This is a genomic window from Paraprevotella xylaniphila YIT 11841 (genome assembly GCF_000205165.1).
GTDB lineage: Bacteria > Bacteroidota > Bacteroidia > Bacteroidales > Bacteroidaceae > Paraprevotella > Paraprevotella xylaniphila.
Map to the genome: position 1 here is coordinate 246,519 of NZ_GL883837.1, position 24,581 is coordinate 271,099.

The 24,581-nt window shown below is 50.1% G+C and carries 19 protein-coding genes; 11 read left to right on the forward strand and 8 right to left on the reverse strand.

What is annotated here, in order from left to right; genetic code table 11:
• The first annotated feature begins 7 nt into the window (after nucleotides 1-7).
• A complete protein-coding gene (locus tag HMPREF9442_RS06590) occupies nucleotides 8-1,936 on the forward strand; it encodes an Ig-like domain-containing domain (RefSeq protein ID WP_008626659.1) in 1,929 nt (642 codons plus the stop codon).
• 12 nt (nucleotides 1,937-1,948) lie between these two features.
• Entirely contained in the window at nucleotides 1,949-2,767 is an 819-nt protein-coding gene (locus HMPREF9442_RS06595; RefSeq protein ID WP_008626660.1) for a DUF3108 domain-containing protein, read from the forward strand.
• Nucleotides 2,768-2,868: 101 nt separating this feature from the next.
• Here the strand turns inward: HMPREF9442_RS06595 and HMPREF9442_RS06600 are convergent, their stop codons facing one another.
• Together HMPREF9442_RS06600 and HMPREF9442_RS06605 are read right to left on the reverse strand one after the other, a co-directional pair.
• Nucleotides 2,869-3,471: a nitroreductase family protein gene (locus HMPREF9442_RS06600; RefSeq protein ID WP_008626661.1), complete on the reverse strand. Its 603-nt coding sequence runs from the start codon at nucleotides 3,469-3,471 to the stop codon at nucleotides 2,869-2,871.
• Complete coding sequence (locus HMPREF9442_RS06605) at nucleotides 3,468-4,088, reverse strand: Crp/Fnr family transcriptional regulator (protein ID WP_050795500.1); 621 nt, start codon at nucleotides 4,086-4,088, stop codon at nucleotides 3,468-3,470. Before HMPREF9442_RS06605 ends, HMPREF9442_RS06600 begins: the two co-directional genes overlap by 4 nt.
• 217 nt (nucleotides 4,089-4,305) lie before the next feature.
• On the opposite strand from HMPREF9442_RS06605, the gene HMPREF9442_RS06610 reads away from it, so the two are divergent.
• From HMPREF9442_RS06610 to HMPREF9442_RS06640, 6 genes are all read left to right on the forward strand, one after another.
• Nucleotides 4,306-5,844: a xylulokinase gene (locus HMPREF9442_RS06610; protein ID WP_008626665.1), complete on the forward strand. Its 1,539-nt coding sequence runs from the start codon at nucleotides 4,306-4,308 to the stop codon at nucleotides 5,842-5,844.
• Nucleotides 5,845-5,900: 56 nt separating this feature from the next.
• Complete coding sequence (gene xylA, locus HMPREF9442_RS06615) at nucleotides 5,901-7,217, forward strand: xylose isomerase (RefSeq protein ID WP_008626667.1); 1,317 nt, start codon at nucleotides 5,901-5,903, stop codon at nucleotides 7,215-7,217.
• Nucleotides 7,218-8,060: 843 nt separating this feature from the next.
• Nucleotides 8,061-8,306: a DUF6364 family protein gene (locus tag HMPREF9442_RS06625; protein ID WP_147639888.1), complete on the forward strand. Its 246-nt coding sequence runs from the start codon at nucleotides 8,061-8,063 to the stop codon at nucleotides 8,304-8,306.
• Nucleotides 8,303-8,725: a type II toxin-antitoxin system VapC family toxin gene (locus HMPREF9442_RS06630; protein WP_008626677.1), complete on the forward strand. Its 423-nt coding sequence runs from the start codon at nucleotides 8,303-8,305 to the stop codon at nucleotides 8,723-8,725. Before HMPREF9442_RS06625 ends, HMPREF9442_RS06630 begins: the two co-directional genes overlap by 4 nt.
• A gap of 519 nt (nucleotides 8,726-9,244) precedes the next feature.
• Nucleotides 9,245-12,604 (forward strand): hypothetical protein, encoded by a 3,360-nt coding sequence (locus tag HMPREF9442_RS06635; RefSeq protein WP_008626680.1) that lies wholly within the window; start codon nucleotides 9,245-9,247, stop codon nucleotides 12,602-12,604.
• A gap of 25 nt (nucleotides 12,605-12,629) precedes the next feature.
• Nucleotides 12,630-12,815, forward strand: coding sequence for a hypothetical protein (locus HMPREF9442_RS06640; protein ID WP_008626681.1), 186 nt, complete (start codon nucleotides 12,630-12,632; stop codon nucleotides 12,813-12,815).
• 230 nt (nucleotides 12,816-13,045) lie between these two features.
• On the opposite strand, the gene cysS is transcribed toward HMPREF9442_RS06640, so the two are convergent.
• The 6 genes from cysS to rnr form a co-directional block, all read right to left on the reverse strand.
• A complete protein-coding gene (gene cysS / locus HMPREF9442_RS06645) occupies nucleotides 13,046-14,530 on the reverse strand; it encodes a cysteine--tRNA ligase (protein ID WP_008626683.1) in 1,485 nt (494 codons plus the stop codon).
• Between the two features lie 19 nt (nucleotides 14,531-14,549).
• Nucleotides 14,550-16,424 (reverse strand): 4-hydroxy-3-methylbut-2-en-1-yl diphosphate synthase, encoded by a 1,875-nt coding sequence (locus tag HMPREF9442_RS06650; protein ID WP_008626684.1) that lies wholly within the window; start codon nucleotides 16,422-16,424, stop codon nucleotides 14,550-14,552.
• A 10-nt stretch (nucleotides 16,425-16,434) separates the two neighbouring features.
• The gene (purE, locus tag HMPREF9442_RS06655; protein WP_008618713.1) at nucleotides 16,435-16,941 is read right to left on the reverse strand and encodes a 5-(carboxyamino)imidazole ribonucleotide mutase; all 507 of its coding nucleotides are present in this window, start codon (nucleotides 16,939-16,941) and stop codon (nucleotides 16,435-16,437) included.
• A 32-nt stretch (nucleotides 16,942-16,973) separates the two neighbouring features.
• Nucleotides 16,974-17,591 (reverse strand): membrane protein, encoded by a 618-nt coding sequence (locus HMPREF9442_RS06660; protein ID WP_008626686.1) that lies wholly within the window; start codon nucleotides 17,589-17,591, stop codon nucleotides 16,974-16,976.
• Entirely contained in the window at nucleotides 17,588-19,117 is a 1,530-nt protein-coding gene (gene rpoN / locus HMPREF9442_RS06665) for an RNA polymerase factor sigma-54 (RefSeq protein ID WP_415957590.1), read from the reverse strand. The genes HMPREF9442_RS06660 and rpoN overlap by 4 nt, the downstream gene beginning before the upstream one ends.
• Nucleotides 19,118-19,208: 91 nt before the next feature.
• Nucleotides 19,209-21,434 (reverse strand): ribonuclease R, encoded by a 2,226-nt coding sequence (gene rnr, locus HMPREF9442_RS06670; RefSeq protein ID WP_008626690.1) that lies wholly within the window; start codon nucleotides 21,432-21,434, stop codon nucleotides 19,209-19,211.
• Nucleotides 21,435-21,573: 139 nt separating this feature from the next.
• Here rnr and HMPREF9442_RS06675 point away from each other — a divergent pair, with 139 nt between their 5' ends.
• From HMPREF9442_RS06675 to HMPREF9442_RS06685, 3 genes are read left to right on the forward strand one after another with little or no spacing between them, the layout of a single operon-like run.
• Nucleotides 21,574-22,491 carry a cation diffusion facilitator family transporter gene (locus HMPREF9442_RS06675; RefSeq protein ID WP_008626691.1) on the forward strand — a complete coding sequence of 306 codons (918 nt, stop codon included), beginning with the start codon at nucleotides 21,574-21,576 and terminating at the stop codon, nucleotides 22,489-22,491.
• Between the two features lie 20 nt (nucleotides 22,492-22,511).
• Nucleotides 22,512-23,549 carry an NAD-dependent epimerase/dehydratase family protein gene (locus HMPREF9442_RS06680; protein ID WP_008626692.1) on the forward strand — a complete coding sequence of 346 codons (1,038 nt, stop codon included), beginning with the start codon at nucleotides 22,512-22,514 and terminating at the stop codon, nucleotides 23,547-23,549.
• A complete protein-coding gene (locus tag HMPREF9442_RS06685; RefSeq protein ID WP_008626693.1) occupies nucleotides 23,540-24,523 on the forward strand; it encodes a phosphatase PAP2 family protein in 984 nt (327 codons plus the stop codon). The genes HMPREF9442_RS06680 and HMPREF9442_RS06685 overlap by 10 nt, the downstream gene beginning before the upstream one ends.
• Nucleotides 24,524-24,581 lie beyond the last annotated feature (58 nt).

Here is a 24,581-nt window from a genome sequence, read left to right on the forward strand (position 1 = left end):
GCATAATATGCAAAAAAGACTCACACCATACCCCCTCATCGCCCTCCTCTGCATTCTCGTCTTAGCTGCTTGCGCCAGCATCGGAAGCCCGGACGGAGGTGCCTATGATGAAACCCCTCCCAAAGTGGTCAAATGCCAACCGGCCAACATGTCGGTAAACAACCGGGAAAAGAAACTGACACTCACGTTCGACGAGTTTATCGTGCTTGAGAATGCTTCGGAAAAGGTCGTGGTATCCCCACCGCAGAAGGAAATGCCGGAAATCAGGACTTCGGGGAAGAGGATACACATCACCCTGAACGACAGCCTGAAAAAGAACACGACCTATACGGTAGACTTCTCCGATGCCATCGTGGACAACAATGAGGGGAACCCCATGGGTAACTTTACATACGCTTTCTCCACCGGCTCAGAAATTGATACGATGGAAGTCTCCGGAACATTGTTGGAAGCCGAAAACCTCGAGCCTATCAAAGGAATGCTAGTGGGACTGTATGCCGATTTAGCCGATAGTGCCTTTACGACACAATCCTTCACTCGCGTCTCCCGCACCAACAGCCGCGGGCAATTCACCATCAAAGGCGTCGCACCGGGAAAATATCGTATCTACGGCCTGCAGGATATGGACGGAGATTTCCGTTTCAGCCAAAAAGCCGAAAAGATTGCTTTCGACTCCGTCATCATCGAACCTACATGTGCTCCCGATACGCGTCAGGACACGGTTTGGATAGACAGCACGCACATCGACACCGTCAAGACCATACCTTACACCCACTTCTATCCGGACAATGTCATTCTCCGGGGATTCACGGAAGACTATCAGGATTTGCATCTTCTAAAGACCGAACGTCCTATCCCGGAAATGTTCACCCTCTATTTCACAGGCCCGTCAGATACCATTCCGACTTTGAAAGGACTGAATTTCGAGGGAGTGGAAAATATGGTATTGGAACGTTCCCTGCACAATGACACGCTGACTTATTGGATTACCGATACCACGGTGGCCTATAAAGACACGCTCACTTTCAGCCTGACTTACTTAGATACCGACACATTGGGACAGTTGGCCTACCGTACGGATACGCTCGACCTGATTCCCAAGATTACCCATGCACGCCAAGCAAAAGAACGGCAAAAGAAAATCGAAGAGTGGGAAGACCAACAAAAAAAGGCCAAACGCCGACAAAAGGAAAAGTATGTCGCCAAGCCCAACCCTTTCCTACGCGAAGACCTCACTTATAAAATGCAGCCGAGCGGCGGTATCGCTCCTACCCAAAACATCAAGTTCACATTTGCCGAACCTGTTGCCGGAATAGACACCACCGCACTGCGTTTCTACAAACAAAGAGACAGCTTATGGCTTGAAGAGCCTTACCTATTCCTTCCGGTGGAGGGAGACATGCGCAGCTACATGCTGTACGCGGAATGGCATCCCGGAGACAAATACAAGTTCGAAGCGGACAGCAATGCCGTAAAAAGCATCTTGGGTAAAGTGAGCACGGCCATAAAAAAAGAAATCCCCGTAACTCCGGAAGAAGAATTCAGTTCGCTGTTCATCCGCCTCATCCTGCCGGACACGGCTGCCTACGTACAACTCATGGACAACAGCGACAAGGTGGTACGAAGCGCCAAAGCCGTAAACAACCGCGCAGACTTCTTCTATCTGAAACCGGGCGAATACTACCTGCGCCTTTTCATAGACCGGAACAACGACGGGAAATGGACCACCGGAGACTATGCCGCCAACCGCCAACCGGAGGAAGTCTTCTACTTCCCTAAGTCTTTGACCCTCAGGGCACGTTGGGAGGTGGAACAAGACTGGGACGTGAGAGGCATTCCGTTGAACAAACAAAAGCCGGAAGCCATCACCAAACAAAAGCCGGATGCGGAAAAGAAAATCAAACAACGCAATGCGGAAAGAGAACGAAACAGATAAAAACAAGAAACCATGAAGAAAATAATAATGCTGATATGCCTGCTCCATGTATGGACGGCATCTTTCACCCCCTCCCAGGCCCAATGCCCGGGAGAAAACGTGGCCTTTACAGACGGAGAAGACCTGTCCTATAAGCTCTACTTTAATTGGAAATTCATTTGGGTGACGGTGGGCAGTGCCAACATGAACATCAAACACACGACCCACCAAGGACAAGACATGCACCGCTGCCATCTCATCACACGCGGGAACAAAATGGCAGACCGGCTTTTCGTGCTCCGCGACACGCTCGTCAGCATTGTCGACGACCAACTCGTACCTTATTATTACCGTAAAGGAGCCTTGGAAGGCGACCGCTACACGGTGGACGAAGCCTGGTACAGCTACCCCGACGGGCAAAGCCACGTGAAACTCCGCTTCAAAAGCCACAAGGATGAAATCACACGGAAAGAAGAGGAATATAAGGAATGCGTGCATGACATGCTGAGCATGATGCTCTATGCCCGCTCTTTCGATGCTTCCGACTACAAAGTAGGCCAGAAAATCAAATTTCCGATGGTGGACAATGGAAAGATAGAAGGACAAACGTTGATTTACCGGGGCAAGAAAACATTCAAGATGGAAGAAAGCAAGACCAAATACCGCTGCCTCGTATTCTCATTCGTGGAATACGAGGACGGAAAAGAAGAGGAGGTCGTCACATTCTACATCACCGACGACAAGAACCATTTGCCTGTCCGTCTGGACATGTACCTGCGTTTCGGAAGTGCCAAAGCTTTCCTGACGGAAGCCAAAGGGGTACGCAACCCGCAAACGTCCATCATCAAGTAAACAACCCAAAAAACGTTTTGCCTTGTTGGCTCTTTAAAGGGAAATTAGAAAAGCCGATAAGATTCTATAGAATTTTATCGGTTTTTTTAATTCATATATCCTCAACGGAAAACCTTCATGCGCTTGTCCACGTCCCCAAAATCCTTATCTCCAGGTTCGCCGGTCGGGACCCCGAAAGGCATTTCCGCTATCAGCATCCAATCTTCAGGCAACTCCCATGTATGACGGACTTCCTCGTCTATCAAAGGATTATAATGCTGAAGGGAAGCTCCCAATCCCCGCTCTTCCAACATCGCCCAAATGGCAAACTGGTGCATTGCAGAAGTATGCTGGGCCCACGTCGGAAAATTATCCTTGTAAGAAGGAAAAGCATCCTGCAACCCTCTTACCACAGACATGTCTTCAAAATATAACACCGTACCATGGCCACTGGCAAAACAACCGTCAATCTTAGCCTCCGTCTTGGCAAAAGCCTCGGCCGGAATACGCGCTTTCAAGGTATCTTTCACGATTTCCCAAAGTTTTTGGTGCTCGTCGCCCAACAACAACACGATTCTCGTCGATTGTGAGTTGAATGCCGACGGAACGTGTTTCACTGCCTGGCGGACTACACGCATGAGTTCTTCGTCCGACACGGGTGAACTGCTTCCTATGGAGTAATAACTACGGCGATGCTCCAACGCCTCTTCAAATGTACTTTTCATTCTTCTTCTGTTTTTTGAATATAACCTAATTTCTTCCCTGCCACATTCGACACCGCCGAACGTACCCGGCTCAACGACTCGGGGGTCATCAGCAGGTAAGACGCCATGTCGTTGACCGAGGCCCTGCCTGCCACCGTGGGGAATTCCCGCAAAAAGCGTTCGTAACGTTCGCGGGCCGACTCGAAACGCCATGAATCGGCTTTCACCTGATGCAGGATCAGATTGTTTTCCAAGAAATGGCGCAACCATTCGGCAATGCCTTTATATGACAAGGAAAGCTCCACCAGTCCTGTATAAGGTATGAGGCACAATTCGCTGTTCTCCAATGCTTCCATCATCAGGTGCGACGGCTTGTTCTTGAAAATGCTTTCGATGCAATAAGCGATGTTGCCCTCGCACGTGAAATGCTCCGTGATTTCACGCCCGTTCTTGAAATAGAACTGGCGCAACAATCCCTTGCACACATACACCATATAATGGCATACCTGCCCGTCTTCCACCACCATCTGCTTCTTCCGGACCTTCCGTTCGACCAGAATATCCGACAACGCCCGGCGTTCCTCGTCGGACAATGTGGCAAAAGACGGTATCTTGTCTGCGGTCAAACCCTTTTCCATATCCAACTCTGCATCTTTATAATCCGTATGACGAAGATACGTTTTTTCATCCAAGTACAAAACGCCCGAAGCCTATAAATCTGATATAAATCAGAAAAACCGCTTTTCCCGCCACGGCACAAGATTTTTTTAACCTCCGCACGAACCGCCGACGGGAAAACTCACTTATATTTGCACCTATCAACAATACCGTAAAACAAAAAACACATCTATTGTTATGTATTTGATAGGATATGACATAGGCAGTTCTTCGGTCAAGGCTTGTGTGGTGGACGCACAAACCGGAAAGACGTTGGGCACAGCCTTTTACCCCAAGCAAGAAGCTCCCATCTTGAGCCTGAAGGCCGGATGGGCGGAACAAGAACCCGAATCATGGTGGAACTACCTGAAAAGTGCCACGGCCGAAGCCATGGCCGCTGCCGCCGGAAAGGCCGGATGCCCGGTCGCTGTCCTGAAAGAAGGACTGGCCGCCATCGGCATCAGTTACCAGATGCACGGCCTGGTATGCGTGGACCGTGGACAGAAAGCCCTGCGCCCGGCCATCATCTGGTGCGACTCCCGGGCTGTCCCCTACGGGCAAAAAGCCATGGAAACGTTAGGCACGGACTTCTGCCTCGGGCACCTGCTGAACTCGCCGGGCAACTTCACGGCCAGCAAACTGGCATGGGTGAAGGAACACGAACCGGAAATATATGAGAATATAGACAAAATCATGCTGCCCGGCGACTACATCGCCATGCGGCTGACGGGTACGGCCTGCACCACGGTATCCGGACTCTCGGAAGGCATGTTCTGGGACTTCAAGAACAACTGCGTCTGCAAGGAGCTGATGGAATACTACGGCTTCGGCATGGACCTGATTCCCGAAATACGCCCCACCTTCAGCGAGCAGGGACGGGTGACGGAGGCCGTGGCCGGAGAATTAGGCATCAAGGCCGGCATACCCGTGACCTACCGTGCGGGCGACCAACCGAACAACGCCCTTTCGCTCAACGTGTTCAATCCCGGTGAAATTGCCTCTACGGCAGGCACCTCGGGCGTGGTATATGGAGTGAACGGGACGGTGAATTACGACCCGCTCTCGCGTGTCAACACTTTCGCCCACGTCAACCACGCCGCAGGGACTTACAACCGCACGGCATTCCCCGCCACGGAACAGACGCGCCTCGGCGTATTGCTCTGCATCAACGGCACCGGCATCCTGAATTCATGGGTGCGCCGCAACATCGTGCCCGAAGGATGCAGCTACGAGGAGATGAACCGCATGGCCGAGAGCGTGCCCGTGGGCAGCGAAGGACTCAGCATCATTCCTTTCGGCAACGGAGCCGAGCGTGTCATGCAAAACAAGGAAACAGGCTGCGCCATACATGGTATCAATTTCAACATCCATAACCGCAACCACATCGTGCGCGCCGCCCAGGAAGGCATTGTCTTCTCTTTCCGCTACGGCATCGACGTGATGAAAGGCATGGGCATGGAGGTGGACAAGATACACGCCGGACAGGCCAACATGTTCCTCAGCCCCCTCTTCCGCGACACGTTGGCCGGAGTGACGGGTGCCGTCATCGAGCTGTATGAGACCGACGGTTCCGTAGGCGCGGCCAAGGGAGCGGGCATCGGAGCCGGCATCTACAAAGACAACCGCGAAGCGTTCGCCTCGCTCGAGCGGCTGAAAGTCATCGAACCGGACACCGCCCTCGGGCCGGTCTACGAAGAGGCTTACCAACGTTGGTTAGGCGTGCTACGCAGCATGTAACAAATACATCAAACTCAAAATTAATTTCATAAACCTTTTTTTAAAACCAAAAAATTATGGCACAGAAAGAGTATTTTCCGGGCATCGGAAAGATTAAGTTCGAAGGAAAAGAGAGCAAGAACCCATTGGCTTACCGCTACTATGATGCCGAAAAGGTCATCATGGGCAAGAAGATGAAAGACTGGTTGAAGTTTGCCATGGCTTGGTGGCACACCCTTTGCGCAGAAGGCGGCGACCAGTTCGGCGGCGGCACGAAGACCTTCCCCTGGAACGAGGGCACGGATGCCTTGGCCATCGCCAAGCAAAAGGCCGATGCCGGTTTTGAAATCATGGAGAAACTGGGTATCGAATATTTCTGCTTCCACGACGTGGACCTCATCTCCGAAGGCAATTCCATCGAGGAATATGAAGCCAACATGAAGGCCATCGTGTCTTATATCAAGGAAAAAATGCAGGCCACGGGTATCAAGAACCTTTGGGGCACGGCCAACGTATTCGGACACGAACGCTATATGAACGGTGCGGCCACCAACCCGGATTTCAACGTGGTGGCACGCGCAGCCGTGCAAATCAAGAACGCCATCGATGCCACCATCGAACTGGGCGGCACGAACTACGTGTTTTGGGGCGGGCGCGAAGGCTACATGAGCCTGCTGAACACCGACATGAAGCGTGAAAAGGAACATCTGGCACAGATGCTGAAGGCAGCCCGCGACTATGCCCGCGCCAAAGGCTTCAAAGGCACGTTCCTCATCGAGCCGAAACCGATGGAACCGACCAAGCACCAGTACGACGTGGACACGGAAACCGTCATCGGCTTCCTCCGTGCGCACGGCTTGGAGAAGGACTTCAAGGTGAACATCGAGGTGAACCATGCCACACTGGCCGGACACACGTTCGAACACGAACTGGCTTGTGCCGTAGACGCAGGCATGTTGGGCTCCATTGACGCCAACCGTGGCGACTACCAGAACGGATGGGATACAGACCAGTTCCCCATCGACAACTACGAACTCATCCAAGCCATGATGCAAATCATCCGCAACGGCGGCTTTGGCAACGGCGGTACGAACTTCGACGCCAAGACCCGTCGTAACTCTACCGACTTGGAAGACATCTTCATCGCCCACATCGCCGGTATGGATGCCATGGCACGTGCCTTGGAGAACGCCGCCGAACTGTTGGAGAAATCACCTATCAAACAAATGGTAGCCGACCGTTATGCCAGCTTCGATGCCGGCAAGGGCAAGGAGTTCGAAGAAGGCAAGCTTTCGCTCGAAGACGTAGTGGCATACGCCAAGACCCAAGGCGAACCGGCCCAGACCAGTGGTAAGCAGGAACTCTACGAAGCCATCGTGAATATGTATTGCTAAACCCCGTCCGGGATTTTCCCGCAAACGGACGTTCCACGCGGATGGTTGCCCTGCACCATAGGGCAGCCGTCCGTGCGTTTTTTGCCCTTACCCAACGAAACGCCTAAGCTTTCATTTTGGCCATTATCCCCCGTAACACCGTGCAAAATGATAGTTTTCAGGCGTTTTATCCGTATGGAAAGGATAGAAGAAACGGGGCATTTAGAACGGTATTCCTTAAAAAGGGATTGCCGGAACTGCTATATGGAAACATTTCTACCCCATTTTTCCGATTTTTCTCAGCCGAATGATTTTCCGTTCGGCTGAAAGAGAAATTTCAATCTGCGGCAAACGATTTTTCAGTCCCTGTTTTTTGCCCTGAAAACACCCTGAAAGGGTCTGTCCGGCCTGCCGAGAACGGCTTTTTACTCCCCGTTGCCCCGTCCCCGAAACGTTAAAACCGGAATCAAAAAGTAAGCGTTTTCCCCATTGCATTAACTTGGGAGTCCGTTTTGTAAACCGTGTACCGCATACCGCCCCGTGCCTTGTAAGCCATTATGCCCGAAACCGTCCCGGATGTCAAAACCCCGCCTCCGAAATACTCGAGTTTTCCGTACTCCCCTTCACCTTGTCCACAAATACGCGAATCTCGCACCTGCCTCTTTAACATTCTGTCAATTTGTAAATCCCGGCTTATCGTCTGCCCTCTAACAACGACCTTCAATGCCCGAAAGAATACATTGCTCTTTGATGTCTTGGAACAATAACGAAAAAGTATCTTTAAGAAGATATATAAAAATTACATAGCCCCTAAGTTTTCAGAAATTAATGCTATCTTTGCCAATAATGCAAAAGGCTATAATTATGAATACATTGCAAATAGATAGTGTTTTGTTGGATGAGGCCTTAAAAATGGCAAAACAAAAGAATATAGATTTAAGCCAAATGGTAGAATCCTTCATAAGGAATTTCGTGGAAAGGTCCGCTAAGCCGCAAGGCAAATCGAAAATAACCCCATACGTCAGTCGTTTGGGGATTGACTTGGATTTACCTGCCGATTTTGATGAACGGGAAGCTTATCGTAAATATTTGGAGGAGAAATACGGATGAAACAGAAAGTATTTGCCGACACCAATGTGATGGTAGACCTTTTAGCCCATCGTGTTCCATTTTACGAAGCCGCCATGCGCTTGTTTTCTCTTGCTGATAGAGGAGAGTGTACAATTGTAGTGTCAGCCCTCTCCTTCTCAACTACAGCTTATCTTCTTGAAAGAAAGCTGAACTATGAAGACTTATCACTTGTTTTACGGCAGTTTGCTTCCATAGTAGAGATTGCTTCCGTAGACGAACGCACAGTGAGAAAAAGCCTATCTGCCACATCTGGTTTTCGGGATATAGAAGATGCCATGCAGCATTATGCTGCTTTGCAAACCGGCTGTGATGCGATTGTTACCCGCAACGTAAAAGATTTCACGCAAGCGGATATTCCTGTATATACGCCTGACGAGTTTCTGGCCAAAGAAGTATAATTTCAATTCTCTTTTTTATAAAGACATCTTATGTTTCCCTCGTTATATCTCCTATTTGGTACAACGAGGGGAACGATTCGTTTATATGCAACCGCTCTAAGACAAGAAAATTACCTTCAATGCCCGAAAGAAGACATTGCATTTTATGGATACGCCCCCGCATGGCTAAATATTTTCAAGCGGACATGAAAACGGTTTATCTCTTAGGAAGAGATGGATTATCACATACAATAAGTTCACATACAGAAAGTTATAGATAAAACAGCATTGCATTACAAAATACTGTGTACGTAAACGAAAACAAAAATATAAGGAGAAACACAAAAAAAATGTCCCGATTTATTGTTTATGTCGTTGTAAATCCATACATTTGCAGCAGTGACACTTAAATTCTTGCCAGTATCGGTTTATCTCTTCCTAAGAGAACGACTGAAAAACACGCCGGAAAAACAGCCTCATCAACCAACTAACGAATACCAGAGAGTTTCATATAAAACATTAACTAATTTCTTAAACCAAATGAAAAAACAAGTACTAAGTGCATGGGTTTTCTGCTCTGCATTGGGCATTGCACAAGCCCAGATCGATGTCACCCAAGAGTATCTCGTCAATCCGTCTTTTGAGACTTTAAAAGCTGCGGACGGAGCAACCGACGTAAAGGTAAAGACCTCACTTGAAAAGGGTCTGCAAGGATGGGAAGTGGCATCAATGAGCAACTACCAAGTGGAAAGCGAAGAAAGCGGTTCTTCCACGGGTTTCCCTGCCGACGGTTCAGGCAAAATCAAACCGACAGAAGGTACCTATTATTACTTCAACCGCCAAGGATGGAGCAACAAGGATACTGAATTGAAGACCACCACTTCGAAAGAACTGCCTGCCGGAACTTATTATGCCGTCATCGACTATAAAGCGGCGGATTATTCCAATAACAACAATGCGAACAATAACGGTACGACCATCGGTATCAAAGTAAACGATGCAGCCTCGAACCTATTAGGAGAGAATCCTGCCGTAAGACGGGCTTACTCCATGGCAAACAATGGTTCCAACCCCGGAAACGATGCTTACATGGTCAACGCTGCATGGAATGAATTAGGCACGATGTTCACCGTGACGGAACCGACCACCATAACCATCTCTCTCGTGCAGAACATGAAAAACAGCGGACGCTCGGACATCGCTTGGGACAACCTTCGCCTCTACAAAATAGAGAACGTGAGCGAAAGTTCACCCATGGATGTGAGCGGACTGATTACGACTTCTAATTATTACGCTCTTGGCGGGTGGAAGATTGAAGGCGGAAACACATTCCAAATCAACACCGAAAGAGACACCGACGGTAGCGGCATGACTAAACCTTTCATACAAGACTGGGTAGGAAAAGGCACCAATGCAGCAAACGCCACCATCAGCCATACAGCCAACCATCTGGTTCCCGGCATCTACGAAGTGAGCGGCTTGATTCGTGTATTGAACGAAGCCGGAGGTGCAACTCCATCCGGAGCCACACTTTATGCCAACGAAGGCAGCACGGATGCCTGCGCCGGAACGCCCTGCACCAACGGTGTTTACGGTACATACACAGTGAAGGGCACGGTAGGGACAGACGGTGTGCTGACATTCGGCATAAAAGTGGCCAACGCCAATTTCAACAGGGTGTCTTTCAAGAACTTCAAATTACAGTACTTGGGAGCTGCCAGCATAGACCAGTTGAAAGCCACGCTAAAAGAAAAAATGACGGAAGCCCAAGCTTGCGTGGCAGACTGCCCCAAAGGCATTGCAGCCATTGTAAATGCAGCCATCACCCAAGGCAATAATGCCCAAGACACGGAAGAAAGCCTGAACGCAGCCATTACGGCATTGACGCAAGCCATCGCCTTGGCGGAGCAAGCCGCTCCGGCCACAGAGGCTTTCAAAACCCTCATGGCAACGTGTCAAGGCTATGCCAACCACTCAAGCGCGGAAGAAAGCGTAAAACAGGCATTCCAAAAGGCCATGACCGACGCACAGGCTGCCTTGGACGCAGCTACCACGGTTGAAGCCATCCAAGAAGCCATCCAACCTTTGCAAACGGCATGTGAAACTTACATTCTGAACGCCATACCGGAGAAAGGGTATCCTTTCGACTACACTTTCCTCATGGACGAAGCCAATAATTCAGGAAACGGATGGACCAAAAACGTAAGCCAAGGGAATATCCAAAACTTTAACTACAAAGAATCTTCTGAAAAGAACAACGGTGAATTGCAAAAGACCGGATTCATGGAAGCTTGGGACGCAAATCCTTATGCCGCGACCCTCACATATACACGTAACGAGCTTCCCAACGGGCACTACAAGGTTTCGGCCTACGCTTTCACTACGGTTAATGGAAACACCAGTTTCACGGCCAACGGCAAGGAGGTGAAAATGGACAACAGCACTGCCTTGTACACGAATCCTACGATAGAAGATGTCATCGTGGACGAGGGCAAACTGACTGTCGGCTTGAACACATCTGATGCCAACTGGACCGGCATCACCCACATCCAGTTGCAATACCTCTCCCAACTGACAGACGCTGAAGCCTCTGCCAAAGCCAAAGAAGCCCTCTATGCCAAATTAGAGGAGGCAGGCAACATGGATACCGAAACCAACGTGGGCACGGAAGCTTTCCAGATTCCGGAAACGGCTGTAGAGGCTTTCGACGCAGCATTCGACAAGGCTAACGACATCTATACGAACTCACAGAAAGTGGACGAAATAGAAGCTGCCACAAAAGCTTTGGACGAAGCCATCAAAGCATTCCAAAACCCGGTACTCAACGCCCCGAAGGAAGATGAACTCTTCTGCATCGCCAACATTTCGGAAGGTTTCGGATATAAGAACAACGCCGTGTCTCCGGTTTACAACGAAGCCAAGGTTGAGGACGGAGAATATGACCTGAAATGGTACCACATCGTGGATGCCAACTACGCACAGGCTCTCAAATTCACTCCGGTGGAAGGAAAAAAGAACCAATACACAATCAGCTTCATTGACGAAGAGGGCAACACCCGCTACTTTAGCACACAAGCCTTAGCCGGATATATGGACGGGGGCAACGTGAGCACACGGCATGATCGCATCCGCGCAACGAAAGAAGCCGAAAAAGCATTACCGTTTGAAATCAGCTTAGCCGGAGAAGGCGTGTACAAACTGAAAAATACCCTCCATGGCAGCAACATCGGAAGTACAAGCGATGACGGCTTCTTCACCACGAACAACCTTTCCGACCTATCTCTCGTGAAAGCGGAAAAAGCCAATGTGACCTTGTCCATCACGGCCGCAGGTTGGTGTACGCTCATCCTGCCGTTCGACGCAGAAATCCCGCAAGGTTTTGAAGTGTACAGTTGCACAGGCACAGAAGTTCCGGTAGGAACATCCACGGCATTGGTATTGGAAAAAGCTGAAAGTATCGAAGCCCACACACCGTACATCGTAAAAGGCAAGGAGGGAGACACCTACGACTTCTCCGAATACGGTACGGCCCTGAAAGACCAATATGCAACCGGACTGATGACGGGTACGTTCACACAGCAAAAAGCCGTTGCCAACACTTACGTACTCCAAAACCAAGAGGGCAAAGTAGGGTTCTACAAGGTGATGGCAGGCAGCGAACCGACCATTAAGCCTTACCGTGCCTACATCAACGCAGACGTGGCCGAAGCCAACATCGTGGCCTTGCTCCTCCCGGGCATCGGAACGGGCATCAATGGCATCGTGGCAGAAGATGCCTTGGTGAACGTGTACGACCTCAACGGCATACTCGTACGCGAGAACGTGAAGTTAGGCCAGGCCCTCGAAGGCCTCTCCAAAGGCATCTACATCGTGAACGGCACAAAGAAAGCCGTAAAATAAACCAAAGATTTAAAAACCAAAAACAATGAAAAAGATTATGGAAAAGAGCAAATATATCCAACCGGAGATTTCAATATGCCATGTGGAAACTGACCGGATGATGGCAACCAGCACCGGCAACCCTTCCCGTTTCGATGACCCTGCTGACGGGAACATTGAGGTGTTGACCAACATGGAGAAGTTCACAGACATCTGGGGTAACGAGTTTTAAGGTTTCCCGACCGAAGAGGAACGGTACTACAAGGAGTTCCTGGTTTTGGGGCAGTCCAAGGAAGGGCTGCCCCTTTCTATGTCCAAGCCGTTCCGGCAAGATGGAATGCCCCGACAACGAAACAATCCCTAAACTGCCAACCTGCAAAACAAACTGCGCACGTAAAGGCATCCCCCTTACGTGCGCAATTCCTATCCATCCGGCATGACCGGAAAAGAAGACCCGGCCCCCTACTTATTCAGCTTCCAAGTAAAACCGTCTTTCGTATCTTTCACCTCAAAGCCCAAAGCGGCCAGATTGTCGCGGATTTTATCACTGGTAGCCCAATCCTTATTGGCTTTGGCTATCATACGCTGTTCCAAAAGCATATCCACCACTTTGCCGAAAGCTTCCTCGCGTCCGCTTCCGCCCCCCGTCTCTTCTTTCAGGCCAAGAATGTCGAATGCAAAGGTATGGAACACTTCGGCCAAGGCGGCCAATACGTCAGCGGACATCGTGGCTTTCCGGTCTACCACCGTGTTGATGACACGGCAGGCATCGAACAAGTGGCTGATGACGATGGGTGAATTCAGGTCGTCGTCCATCGCCTCGTAGCACTTCCGGCGAAGTTCGTCCACATACGCCATCCCTACGCTGCCACCGGCTGTCGGGGTAATCCGCTTCAGATTGGCCACGCCCTCCATCAGGCGGGACAATCCTTTCTCACTGGCCTGCAAGGCTTCATTGCTGAAATCCACCGTACTGCGATAATGAGCCTGAAGGATGAAGAAGCGGATGGTCATCGGGCTGTAAGCCTGCGTCAGGCTCTCGTGCTCACCGCTGAAGAACTGTGCCAACGTAATGAAGTTACCCAAGCTCTTGCCCATCTTCTGCCCATTGATGGTAATCATGTTGTTGTGCATCCAATAGTTCACCATGTCGCTACCCTGACTAGCCACGGCTTGTGCGATTTCACACTCATGATGGGGGAAAATCAGATCCATTCCTCCACCGTGGATGTCGAAATGGTCACCCAAGTACTTGCGGCCCATGGCCGTACACTCGCAATGCCAACCGGGGAAACCGTTGCTCCACGGACTGGGCCAACGCATGATATGCTGCGGTTGGGCGCACTTCCATAAAGCGAAATCCACTTGGTTATGCTTCTCCCCCACACCGTCCAAAGCCCGGGAGTTGTTGATGACATCCTCTAAGTTACGTCCGGAAAGCTTGCCGTAATGGTGCGTCTTGTTGTACTTCTCCACGTCGAAGTACACGCTGCCCTCACTGACGTAGGCATAACCGTTATCCAAGATTTCCTTCACCAGTTCTATCTGCTCGATGATATGCCCGGTGGCATGCGGTTCGATGCTGGGCGGCAACACATTCAGAGCCTCCATGGCCGCATGGAAGCGGTTCGTGTAGTATTGTGCCACCTCCATCGGCTCCAATTCCTCCAGACGAGCCTTCTTGGCAATCTTGTCTTCTCCTTCGTCGGCATCGTGCTCCAAATGCCCCACATCCGTAATATTACGCACATAACGTACTTTATAGCCGATATGCTGCAAGTAACGGAACAGCAGGTCAAACGTAATGGCCGGACGGGCATGTCCCAAATGGGCATCCCCATACACCGTCGGTCCGCAGACATACATCCCGACACGCCCCGGCGTGATGGGTTTGAACTCTTCCTTTTTACGGGAAAGCGTATTATAGATAAACAATTTTTGTTCCATAATCAATGTATTTGATGGTCTATGATGCATATTCCGGGTCGTCTCCGTTTTCCCGGATCAGACGGAGCAGCTTCTCTACGGCTTCTTCCGCCGGAATGTTCCGCTCCACACATTCTTTTTTCTTATACAAGCTGACCTTGCCGCGCGCAGCCCCTACATAACCGTAATCAGCATCGGCCATCTCACCGGGACCGTTCACGATGCAGCCCATGATGCCAATCTTCAAGCCTTTCAGATGCCCGGTGGCCGCCTTGATGCGCGCTATCGTGTCTTGCAGGTCGTAGAGCGTACGCCCACAACCGGGACAAGAGATATATTCCGTCTTGGTCGTCCGCAAACGGGCAGCCTGAAGGATGCCGAATGCGGTGGCGTCTATATCGCGATGGTCCAACGTACCATTATTATATAGGTACAGGCCGTCGCAAAGCCCGTCGAAGAGCAAGGCTCCCATGTCGGCCGCACTCTCTATCTGGAAATCCTCCTTTTCCTCCAGCCCGTGGGCGTACTGCTGGAAAATGACCACGGGGTTCTGCAAACCTTCGCGCGTCAGTTCGTGCACCAAAGCACGATGCTCGCCCAAACGGTTCTGATGGTTGCTTTGGGAAATCACCACCACCTCCGGATGATATTTCAGGCAGGCACGCACCTCTTCATTCAAAGCCCCGTATGAAAGGAAAAGAAACTTCAAATCGGCTGTACACTGGCTCATGAAAGGCAGCATGTTATAAGGGAAAGCCGGATACGTACCGGGTTCACCAGTCCAGACATCCGCATCCACGATATAATCCCCCTCACGCTCTTCCACGGGAGGCAGGTTACGGCCGCAATAAATGTAGTCGGGACGAAAATCGGGATGGGCTTTGAAGCCCTTCAACCTGCCGGAAGCCGCCAAATCCATACGGTCGGCCACGACAACCGGCACATGATCTCCTCCGATATTACGCACGGCCCGCGTTTTCCGCCGTACGGGATTTAAGTAATCGAAATCCTCCGCTTCGGCTGCCGGTATCATCATGGCACCGTCCCGACGGAGCACATAATCCACCAACTTACGTGCCACCGGAATTTCAGCCTCCGGAGCTTCGCTCAATGACACACGGACTGTGTCACCGATACCGTCCGCCAACAAAGCCCCGATGCCCACGGCGCTCTTGATACGCCCGTCCTCACCGTCACCGGCTTCGGTCACACCCAAATGCAAAGGAAAACACATTCCTTCACGCTCCATGGCATCGACCAACAAACGCACACTACGTACCATCACCACCGTGTTGCTGGCTTTGATGGACACCACCACGTCCTTAAAACCTTCCTTCACACAAATGCGCAGGAACTCCATGCAACTCTCCACAATACCTTCCGGCGTATCCCCATAGCGGCTCATGATGCGGTCGCTCAGCGAACCGTGGTTCACCCCGATGCGGATAGCCGTATGGTTCTCACGGCAAATGCGTAGGAAAGGTACGAAACGTTCCTCAATCTTTTTCAACTCCTGCGCATATTCTTCGTCCGTATATTCAAGATGCTTGAACGTACGGGCTGCGTCCACATAGTTTCCGGGATTAATACGTACCTTCTCAGCATACAAAGCTGCCACGTCGGCCACTTTCGGATTGAAATGCACGTCGGCCACCAAAGGTACCGCACAGCCTGCCGCACGTACACCGGCGTTGATGTTCCGCAAGTTCTCAGCCTCACGCACCCCTTGGGTCGTCAGACGTACATAATCTCCTCCGGCTTCGGCAATGCGTAACGTCTGAGCCACACAGGCCTCGGTATCCATCGTTGAAGTGTTCGTCATGCTCTGCACCCGAATCGGATGGTTCCCGCCCAACGGCGTACCGCCGATCTGCACTTCACCGGTCTCCCTGCGTCGGTAATCGAACAAGTTCATCCGTCTGTCTTTAATTGCACTTAAACTTATACTTCACATCGGCCAATTCCGTATTGGCCTTTACAATCTTCTGCTTCAGGTTTTCTTTATAACCCGCCAAACGCAAAGCCAACCCTTCATCAGCCAACGACAGCATCTGTGCAGCCAGAATGGCAGCATTCTGCGCTCCGTTTACACCCACCGTAGCCACCGGTATGCCGGGAGGCATCTGGATAATGGAAAGCATGGCATCCAAGCCGTCCAACATCCCCTTGATAGGAACCCCGATGACGGGCAACGTCGTGTTGGCCGCTATCACACCAGGCAAAGCAGCCGCCATCCCCGCTCCCGCAATAATTACTTTCAGGCCGCGTCCGGCAGCCTCTTTGGCAAATGCTTCCACCTCGACCGGTGTCCGATGAGCCGACAAAGCGTTCATCTCAAAAGGGATTTCCATCTCGTCGAAGAACTTGGCAGCCTTTTCCATCACCGGAAGGTCGGACGTACTGCCCATGATAATACTTACAACTGGTTTCATGACTTATCTGAATTTTTAATTGAACTCATTTCCTATAATAAAATTATACCGGCAAAACCGCAAACCACTCCCACGAGAGTGCCGGCCACCACTTGCGCCAGACTATGCTGACGGAGCAACATGCGTGCTGTCCCCACAGCTCCAGAAATCAGTACCGTAACACACAGCCACCAAACAGGATTGAACATGAACAGTACCGAATAAGCCACCAACGCGCCTATCACGCCGCCTGCCCCGGCCGAATGCATACTGATTTTCCACCACACATTCACTATGACGCATACCATCTGTATCAGCAAAGCCGACACTAAAATACCGCACATATAACGCGGCATGTGCATACGGAACATCAAATGGAGACAGGCCACGTAAGACAGGATGAACAATATATAAGGTATGGCGCGGTTCTCCCGCAAACGCAGTTGCACCGGTGCCCATCCGTTCAGTTTACGATATACGTAAATACACAAGCGAGGCAACAATATGGTGAAAACATAAACCATACACAAAATGGTCAGCTTATAAAACAACGGCAACAGGCTCAAGTAAGTAAACGTGAACAAAGACACAAATCCCACAATAGGCGCATGATACGGCCTAAAAACGACCGACAATAAACGAGCCGATAGAATAAGATTCCTATATCTCATCGCCTTAACCGTGCTACAGGTATCCCCAGTTGTTCCCGGTATTTGGCCACCGTGCGCCGCGCAATGGGAAAGCCTTTTTCATTCAACATCGCCGTCAACGCCTCATCGCTCAGCGGCTTCTTCTTGTCTTCCGCCTCTACCAAATCCTTCAAAGCGGCCTGAATCTTACGGGTGGCAATCTCCTGCCCGTCACCTGTCACATAACCGTCGCTAAAGAACCATTTGAGCGGATAAGTCCCGTAATGGGTCTCCACATATTTACTGTTGGCAGCACGGGATACGGTAGAGATATCCAATCCCGTACGCTCGGCCACATCCTTCAATATCATCGGGCGCAACAAAGTCTCATCTCCTTCCAGAAAGAAAGGACGCTGCAAATCAATAATAGCCTGCATGACAGCGGTCAGCGTACGCCGACGCTGTTTCACAGCCTCGATGAATCCCTGTGCTTTTTCTATCTTCTGACGAGTATATTGCAAAGCTTCCCGTTCCGGCCGACTTAACTTTGCGCGTCCGGTGTCTACCTGATGAAGGATTTCCATGAACGAAGGACTGATACGTAACTCCGGCACATCGCCTTTATTGAAAGAAAGGGTAATTCCCCCGTCATCATCGGTCTCTACGGCAAAGTCCGGCACGATTTGTTGGTAATTATGTCCTACCACCTCGCCCATGGCACTCCCCGGACGCGGATTGAGTTTCTTTAAATCTCTCTGCAAACGCTCGCACTCTGCTTCTGTCAAATGCAAGCGAGCGGCAATCCTGTCCCAACGTTTATGGGTAAATTCATCAAACAGCTTGTCGATAATTTCATATTCCAACTGCTTTTGCCGGCTTCCGCGATGTTCATCCCGACGGAGTTGCAACAAAAGGCATTCTCTCAAATCGCGTGCCCCGATTCCGGGAGGGTCGAAAGTCTGCAACCGAGCCAACACTGCTTCCAGTTCCGACTCCGTAGTCTGTATTCCTGCATAAATCTCCAATTCGTCCGCCAACGTGGAAAGTTTCTTTTTCAACAGGCCGTCATTTTCCAACGAACCGATAAGATAAGCCATCAATTCCCGTTCACGCGGTGTCAGGTCACATTCGTTCATCTGCTCCGTCATCTGTTCGTAAAAAGATGTCGTATCGCCATAATCCATCGTTTCCGGACGGTCTTTCCCTCCTCGTTCCTGCAACAGATAGTCCGGCACATCGTCCGGTGTGCGATAATCGTCCATCGCCTGCCGTACCTCAGCCGGACGATATTCATCGGAAGGCAAACCACCGTCCAACCCAGAAGCTTCGCCCCCGGCCGACTCTGTATCATCTGTACCGTCATAGACATCTTCCGAAGAAGTATCGGCATCCTCGGAACTCCCCAGACTCTCTTCCAACGCTCCGTTATCTATCAATTCGTTTTTCACACGTTGTTCCAGTTCTGAAACGGGCATTTCCAACAACCGCACCTGCAGCACCTGCTGCGGGGACAGCGTCTGGACCTGCTGCATAGATTGAGACTGAACTAATTTCTGTGACATATATATACACGTTTAATGAGACGTTTTCCTTTGCAAAGTTAGCGTATGACCCGAAAAATGCCAAATATATTCAGACAAATGATTGGATTCCGCCCTCTCATTCCCTGACCAAAGCATAATCCAATTGCTTCTTTTCCAAATTGGCTTTCACAACTTTTACTTGTACCGTATCCCCCAGAGAATAACGATGATGGTGCTTGCGTCCCCACAAGCAGTAGTTACGCTCGTCGAATTCATAATAATCGTCATCCAAATCACGCAAGGGTACCATACCTTCACATTTATTCTCATTGATTTCCACATACAGGCCGAACTCCGTCACACCGCTGACTGTTCCTTCAAACACTTGCCCTAACTTGTCGCTCATGAATTCCACCTGCTTATACTTGATACTGGCACGCTCGGCACTGGCTGCCAACTGCTCCATCGCGCTGCAATGTTCACACAACTCTTCATACTTGTCCTGGCTGGCACTGCGCCCTCCGTCAGCATACCGCGTCAGCAACCGATGCACCATCACGTCAGGATAACGGCGGATAGGGGAAGTAAAATGCGTATAGTAATCAAAAGCCAACCCATAATGCCCGATATTATGCGTACTATAACGTGCCTTCATCATGGCCCGCAACGAAACGGTTTCTATCAGATTTTGCTCTTTCTTCCCCTGAATGTCGGTCAATAGCTTGTTCAATCCTTTGGCCACCTCTTCCTTAGACCCTGTCGGTTTCAGTTTATAGCCGAATTTCACAATAAACTCACTCAGATTAATCAGTTTGTCCTGATCCGGCAAATCATGTACACGGTAGGGCAGCGTCTTGGGCTTTTTATTTTTAGGCTGCTTCCCCACGCTCTCGGCTACTGTACGATTGGCCAACAACATAAACTCTTCCACCAATTTATTCGCATCTTTCGCCACCTTGAAATACACTCCTATCGGCTTGCCCTTATCGTCTATGTCAAAACGTACCTCACTACGGTCGAAATTGATGGAGCCATGCTCAAAGCGCCGGGCACGAAGTTGTTTGGCCAAGCGGTTCAATGTAATCAATTCCGTGGCAAAATGTTCGGCCGGCAACACATCCGGCCCGTTAAAGTTCGGATCTGCCTCATGGTCGCCCGGCATCTTATAGTCTTCAGGCGAAGCTTCTTTATGGTCTTCCAACACCTTCTGTACTTCTTCATACGTAAAACGGCGGTCACTCTTAATGACAGTATGAGCCAGATGCCAGTCTTTGACTACAGCCTTGTCGTCCAATTTAAACACGACGCTATAAGTCAACTTCTCTTCATTCGGACGTAAAGAACAGATGAAATTGCACAAACGTTCAGGCAGCATCGGAATCGTCCGGTCTACCAAATACACGCTAGTGGCACGCTTCACAGCTTCTTTGTCTATAACGCTCCCCTCTTTTACATAATGCGAGACATCTGCGATATGTACTCCTACCTCCCACAATCCGTCGTCCGTTTTACGAATGGAAATCGCATCGTCGAAATCCTTGGCATCCCTCGGGTCGATGGTAAAAGTCGTCACCTCACGCAGGTCCTCACGCAGCCCGATTTCTTCGGCAGTGATGCCCGGGTCAATCTTCTCAGCCTCATCTTCCACAGACTTGGGATAAGCATAAGGTAAGCCGTATTCGGCCAAAATGGAGTGCATTTCCGTGGTATTGTCTCCACTCTGCCCCAATATATCCACGACCTTACCTATCGGATTCTTGGCATGTTCGGGCCATTCGGTAATCTTCACCACAGCCTTATCTCCGCTTTTACCACCTTTCAACGCTTTTTTAGGAATAAATATGTCGTTGGCCAACGTACGGTCTTCGGTGAGCAGGAAAGCAAAATCCTTACGCACTTCCAACTTTCCGACAAACGACTTGTCGTTCCTTTCGAGAATCTCGACCACTTGTGCCTCGCGTACATGATGCTTCCTGCGGGCTAACAAAGTCACTTTCACCTTGTCTCCTCCCATGGCGTGCAAAGAGTTCCGTTCGGCCACAAGGACAGGCTCTCCTCCATCCAACGGGGTCACGGTGTTTTTACCGTTCGCTTTGCGATTGAATATGGCTTCAAACACTTGCCCCGTGGTATTCAAGCGAAAATGCAGCTTCTCTGTTTCTTTTATATAATCATCCATCGCCAAATCTTCCAACAAGTCCATACAAAGCAACTTGGCAGGATGCGTGTCCAGTTTCAAGTCTCTGAATATACGTTTAATGTCGTAAACCTCGGCGGGATTATTTTGAAAAAGTTCCATTAACATTTTCGCCAGTTCTTTTTTCTTCAGGCGCTTGCCGCCCTTCTTTCCTGTTTTTCCCATAAATTTGATATTTTAGAGGTTTGTTATCTGTAATCTTTCTGCAAGTTAAGCATATTTATTCATTCCGCTCCTCTTTTATCTCTTATTTTTTCTGAAAATGCTTATCTTTGTTCTTTCTTTTTCATAAGCCAACAGACCAATGAAACTAACCGAACGGGAAAAAGCCATCTATCAAGTTACATGGGCAGGAAGTTTTGTCAACTTTCTGTTAGTCGTATTCAAGTTCATAGCCGGAATTCTGGGGCACAGCGCAGCCATGATAGCCGATGCCGTACATTCTTTATCTGATTTTGCAACCGACATCGTCGTGCTCATCTTCACACGTATTTCCAATAAACCGCAAGATAAAAATCACGATTACGGCCATGGCAAATATGAGACGTTAGCCACGGCAATAATCGGTATTGTACTTTTTGCCGTAGGCGCAGGCATTTGTTGGAACGGACTGCGAGCCATCCAAACCGTATGGCAAGGAGGCCGTCTTCCTGTCCCGGGCATGCTTGCTTTCGCAGGAGCCATCATCTCCATCGTCTCCAAAGAACTGATATACCGTTACACCATTCACGTGGGACGCAAAATCAATTCCAGCGCAGTCATAGCCAACGCCTGGCATCACCGTAGCGATGCTTTCTCTTCCATTGGAACAGCCATGGGCATCGGAGGGGCCATAGCCCTGGGCGAATCATGGAGCGTGCTCGACCCCATGGCTGCTGTAATCGTGAGTTTCTTCATCATGAAGGTGTCCGTCCAACTCTTGAAACCGTGCGTGGACGAGCTGACTGAAAAATCATTGCCGGACGAAATAGAAAAGGAAATCTGCCTCATTGCGGAGAACACACCGGGAGTATCGGCCATACACAATTTGCGCACACGCCGCATCGGCAACCACTATGCCATAGAGATGCACGTCCGGATGGACGGGCATTTGACTTTGTATGAAGCACACGCCAAGGCATCGGTCATAGAAAACAAATTGAAAGAGAAATACGGAAATGAAACCCATGTGGGTATCCATGTGGAGCCTGTGAAGGATGCCGACGGAACTTACAGGAAATAAAACAAATAGAACAAACGCGTATGAAAATATTAGTAACAGGAGCAAGCGGCTTCATCGGTAGTTTTATCGTTGAAAAGGGACTGACGGAAGGACACGTGATATGGGCAGGCATGCGCGCCACCAGTAGCCGGAACTATCTTCAGGACTCCCGAATCCGTTTCGTCGAATTAGACATGGAATATCCTGAAATCCTACGCCCCCAACTGGCGGCATGCAAAGCCGAATTCGGAGGTTGGGATGTCATCGTACATGCAGCCGGAGCCACCAAATGTATCCGACGTGAAGACTTTTTCCGCACCAATACGGAGGGAACACGTCATTTTGTCGATGCGCTCCGCGAACTGGACATGGCGCCCGGGCGTTTTATTTTCATCAGTTCCCTCAGCGTGTTCGGTGCCATACGCGAACAGGCAGTACGTCACGCCACTTCGGACAATCCCTGGATATATGCCCCGATACGGGAAAATGATACGCCACGCCCCAACACGGCATACGGGGAAAGCAAGCTGGAAGCCGAACGTTATCTCAAGTCTTTGAAAGATTTTCCCTACGTCATTCTCCGTCCCACCGGTGTGTACGGGCCACGTGAAAAAGACTACTTCGTCATGGCGCAAAGTATCAAACAGCACGTAGACTTCAGCGTAGGATACCGTCCGCAGGAAATCACATTCGTTTACGTGAAAGACCTTGTACAAGCCGTTTTCTCTGCCATGGTAAAAGATGTCATCGGGCGCGAATTTTTCATCAGCGACGGAAACGTATACCACAGTACTGAATTCAGCGACTTGATACGCACGGAGCTTGGACATCCGTTCATGCTCCGCATCAAGGCTCCGGTATGGTTCCTTCGTTTCGTATGTGCCATAAATGGCAGCTTCAGCACATGGCGGGGCCGCACCACCACCCTTAACCGCGACAAATTCCACATTCTGTGCCAACGCAACTGGCAATGCGACATCCAACCGGCCGTGGAAGAGTTGGATTTCCGTCCCGAATACCCTTTGGCACGAGGAGTCAAAGAAACGATGGACTGGTATAAAAAGGAGGGATGGCTATGAGAATTTCCGTCCAATGGCTTACCGGAAACGACAATAAGCCCAAAGGCTTATGGCCGATTGAATGGTTGGCCATAACTTACAGCATCCTCACGACCTTGGCCATGTTCGTGCTTTGGCCGGACATGGACCACCCTCGGGACATGTTGGCCGACCGTCTGTACATCTTTCTCGGTACAATCTTATTGTGGAGAATCTATCTCTTTTGGCCGCGCAGACTTATGACTTTCATCCGCATCACAGCACAGATGGCTTTGCTCAGCTACTGGTATCCGGACACTTACGAGTTCAACCGGACGTTTCCCAATTTGGACCACATATTCGCCCGATGGGATGCAGTGCTTTTCAGTTGCCAACCCTCATTGGAGTTCAGCCGCCTTTGCCCATGGCCTTGGTTTTCCGAAGCCGTAAATATGGGTTATTTCTCTTATTATCCCATGATTGTGGCCGTCATGGTTTTCTTCTTTCTCTGTCGCAATAACCATTACGAGAAAGCCTCATTCACTGTCATGTGCTCCTTTTTCATCTTTTACCTCATCTATATATTCCTCCCCGTTGCCGGCCCCCAGTTCTATTTTCAGGCCATAACCCCGGAATGTGCCGAAAGCGGGATATTCCCGTCTTTAGGTACCTACTTCAGCCATCGTACCGACATGCTCCCATCACCGGGCTATGCCGACGGTTTTTTCTGTCATTTAGTCGAATGGGCGCAGGATTCCGGCGAACGCCCGACAGCCGCTTTTCCTTCCTCACATATCGGCATTACTTTTATCCTGCTCTATCTGGTCCGTCCGCAAAGCAAACGTTTCCTCTTCATATTATCACCTTTCGCCCTCCTTTTGACACTGGCCACAGTCTATATCCAGGCACATTACTTAGTGGATGCCATTGCCGGAATATTAGCCTCCTATCCGGTTTTCTGCCTAAGCAAATGGGCATACCAAAAGACAAGCCTTATCCTTAGGCATGAAACCTGAACAAAAGCCCCCGCAAAAGGCTTGCAAACGTAGCCTCTTGCGGGGACTCCACCTTTGC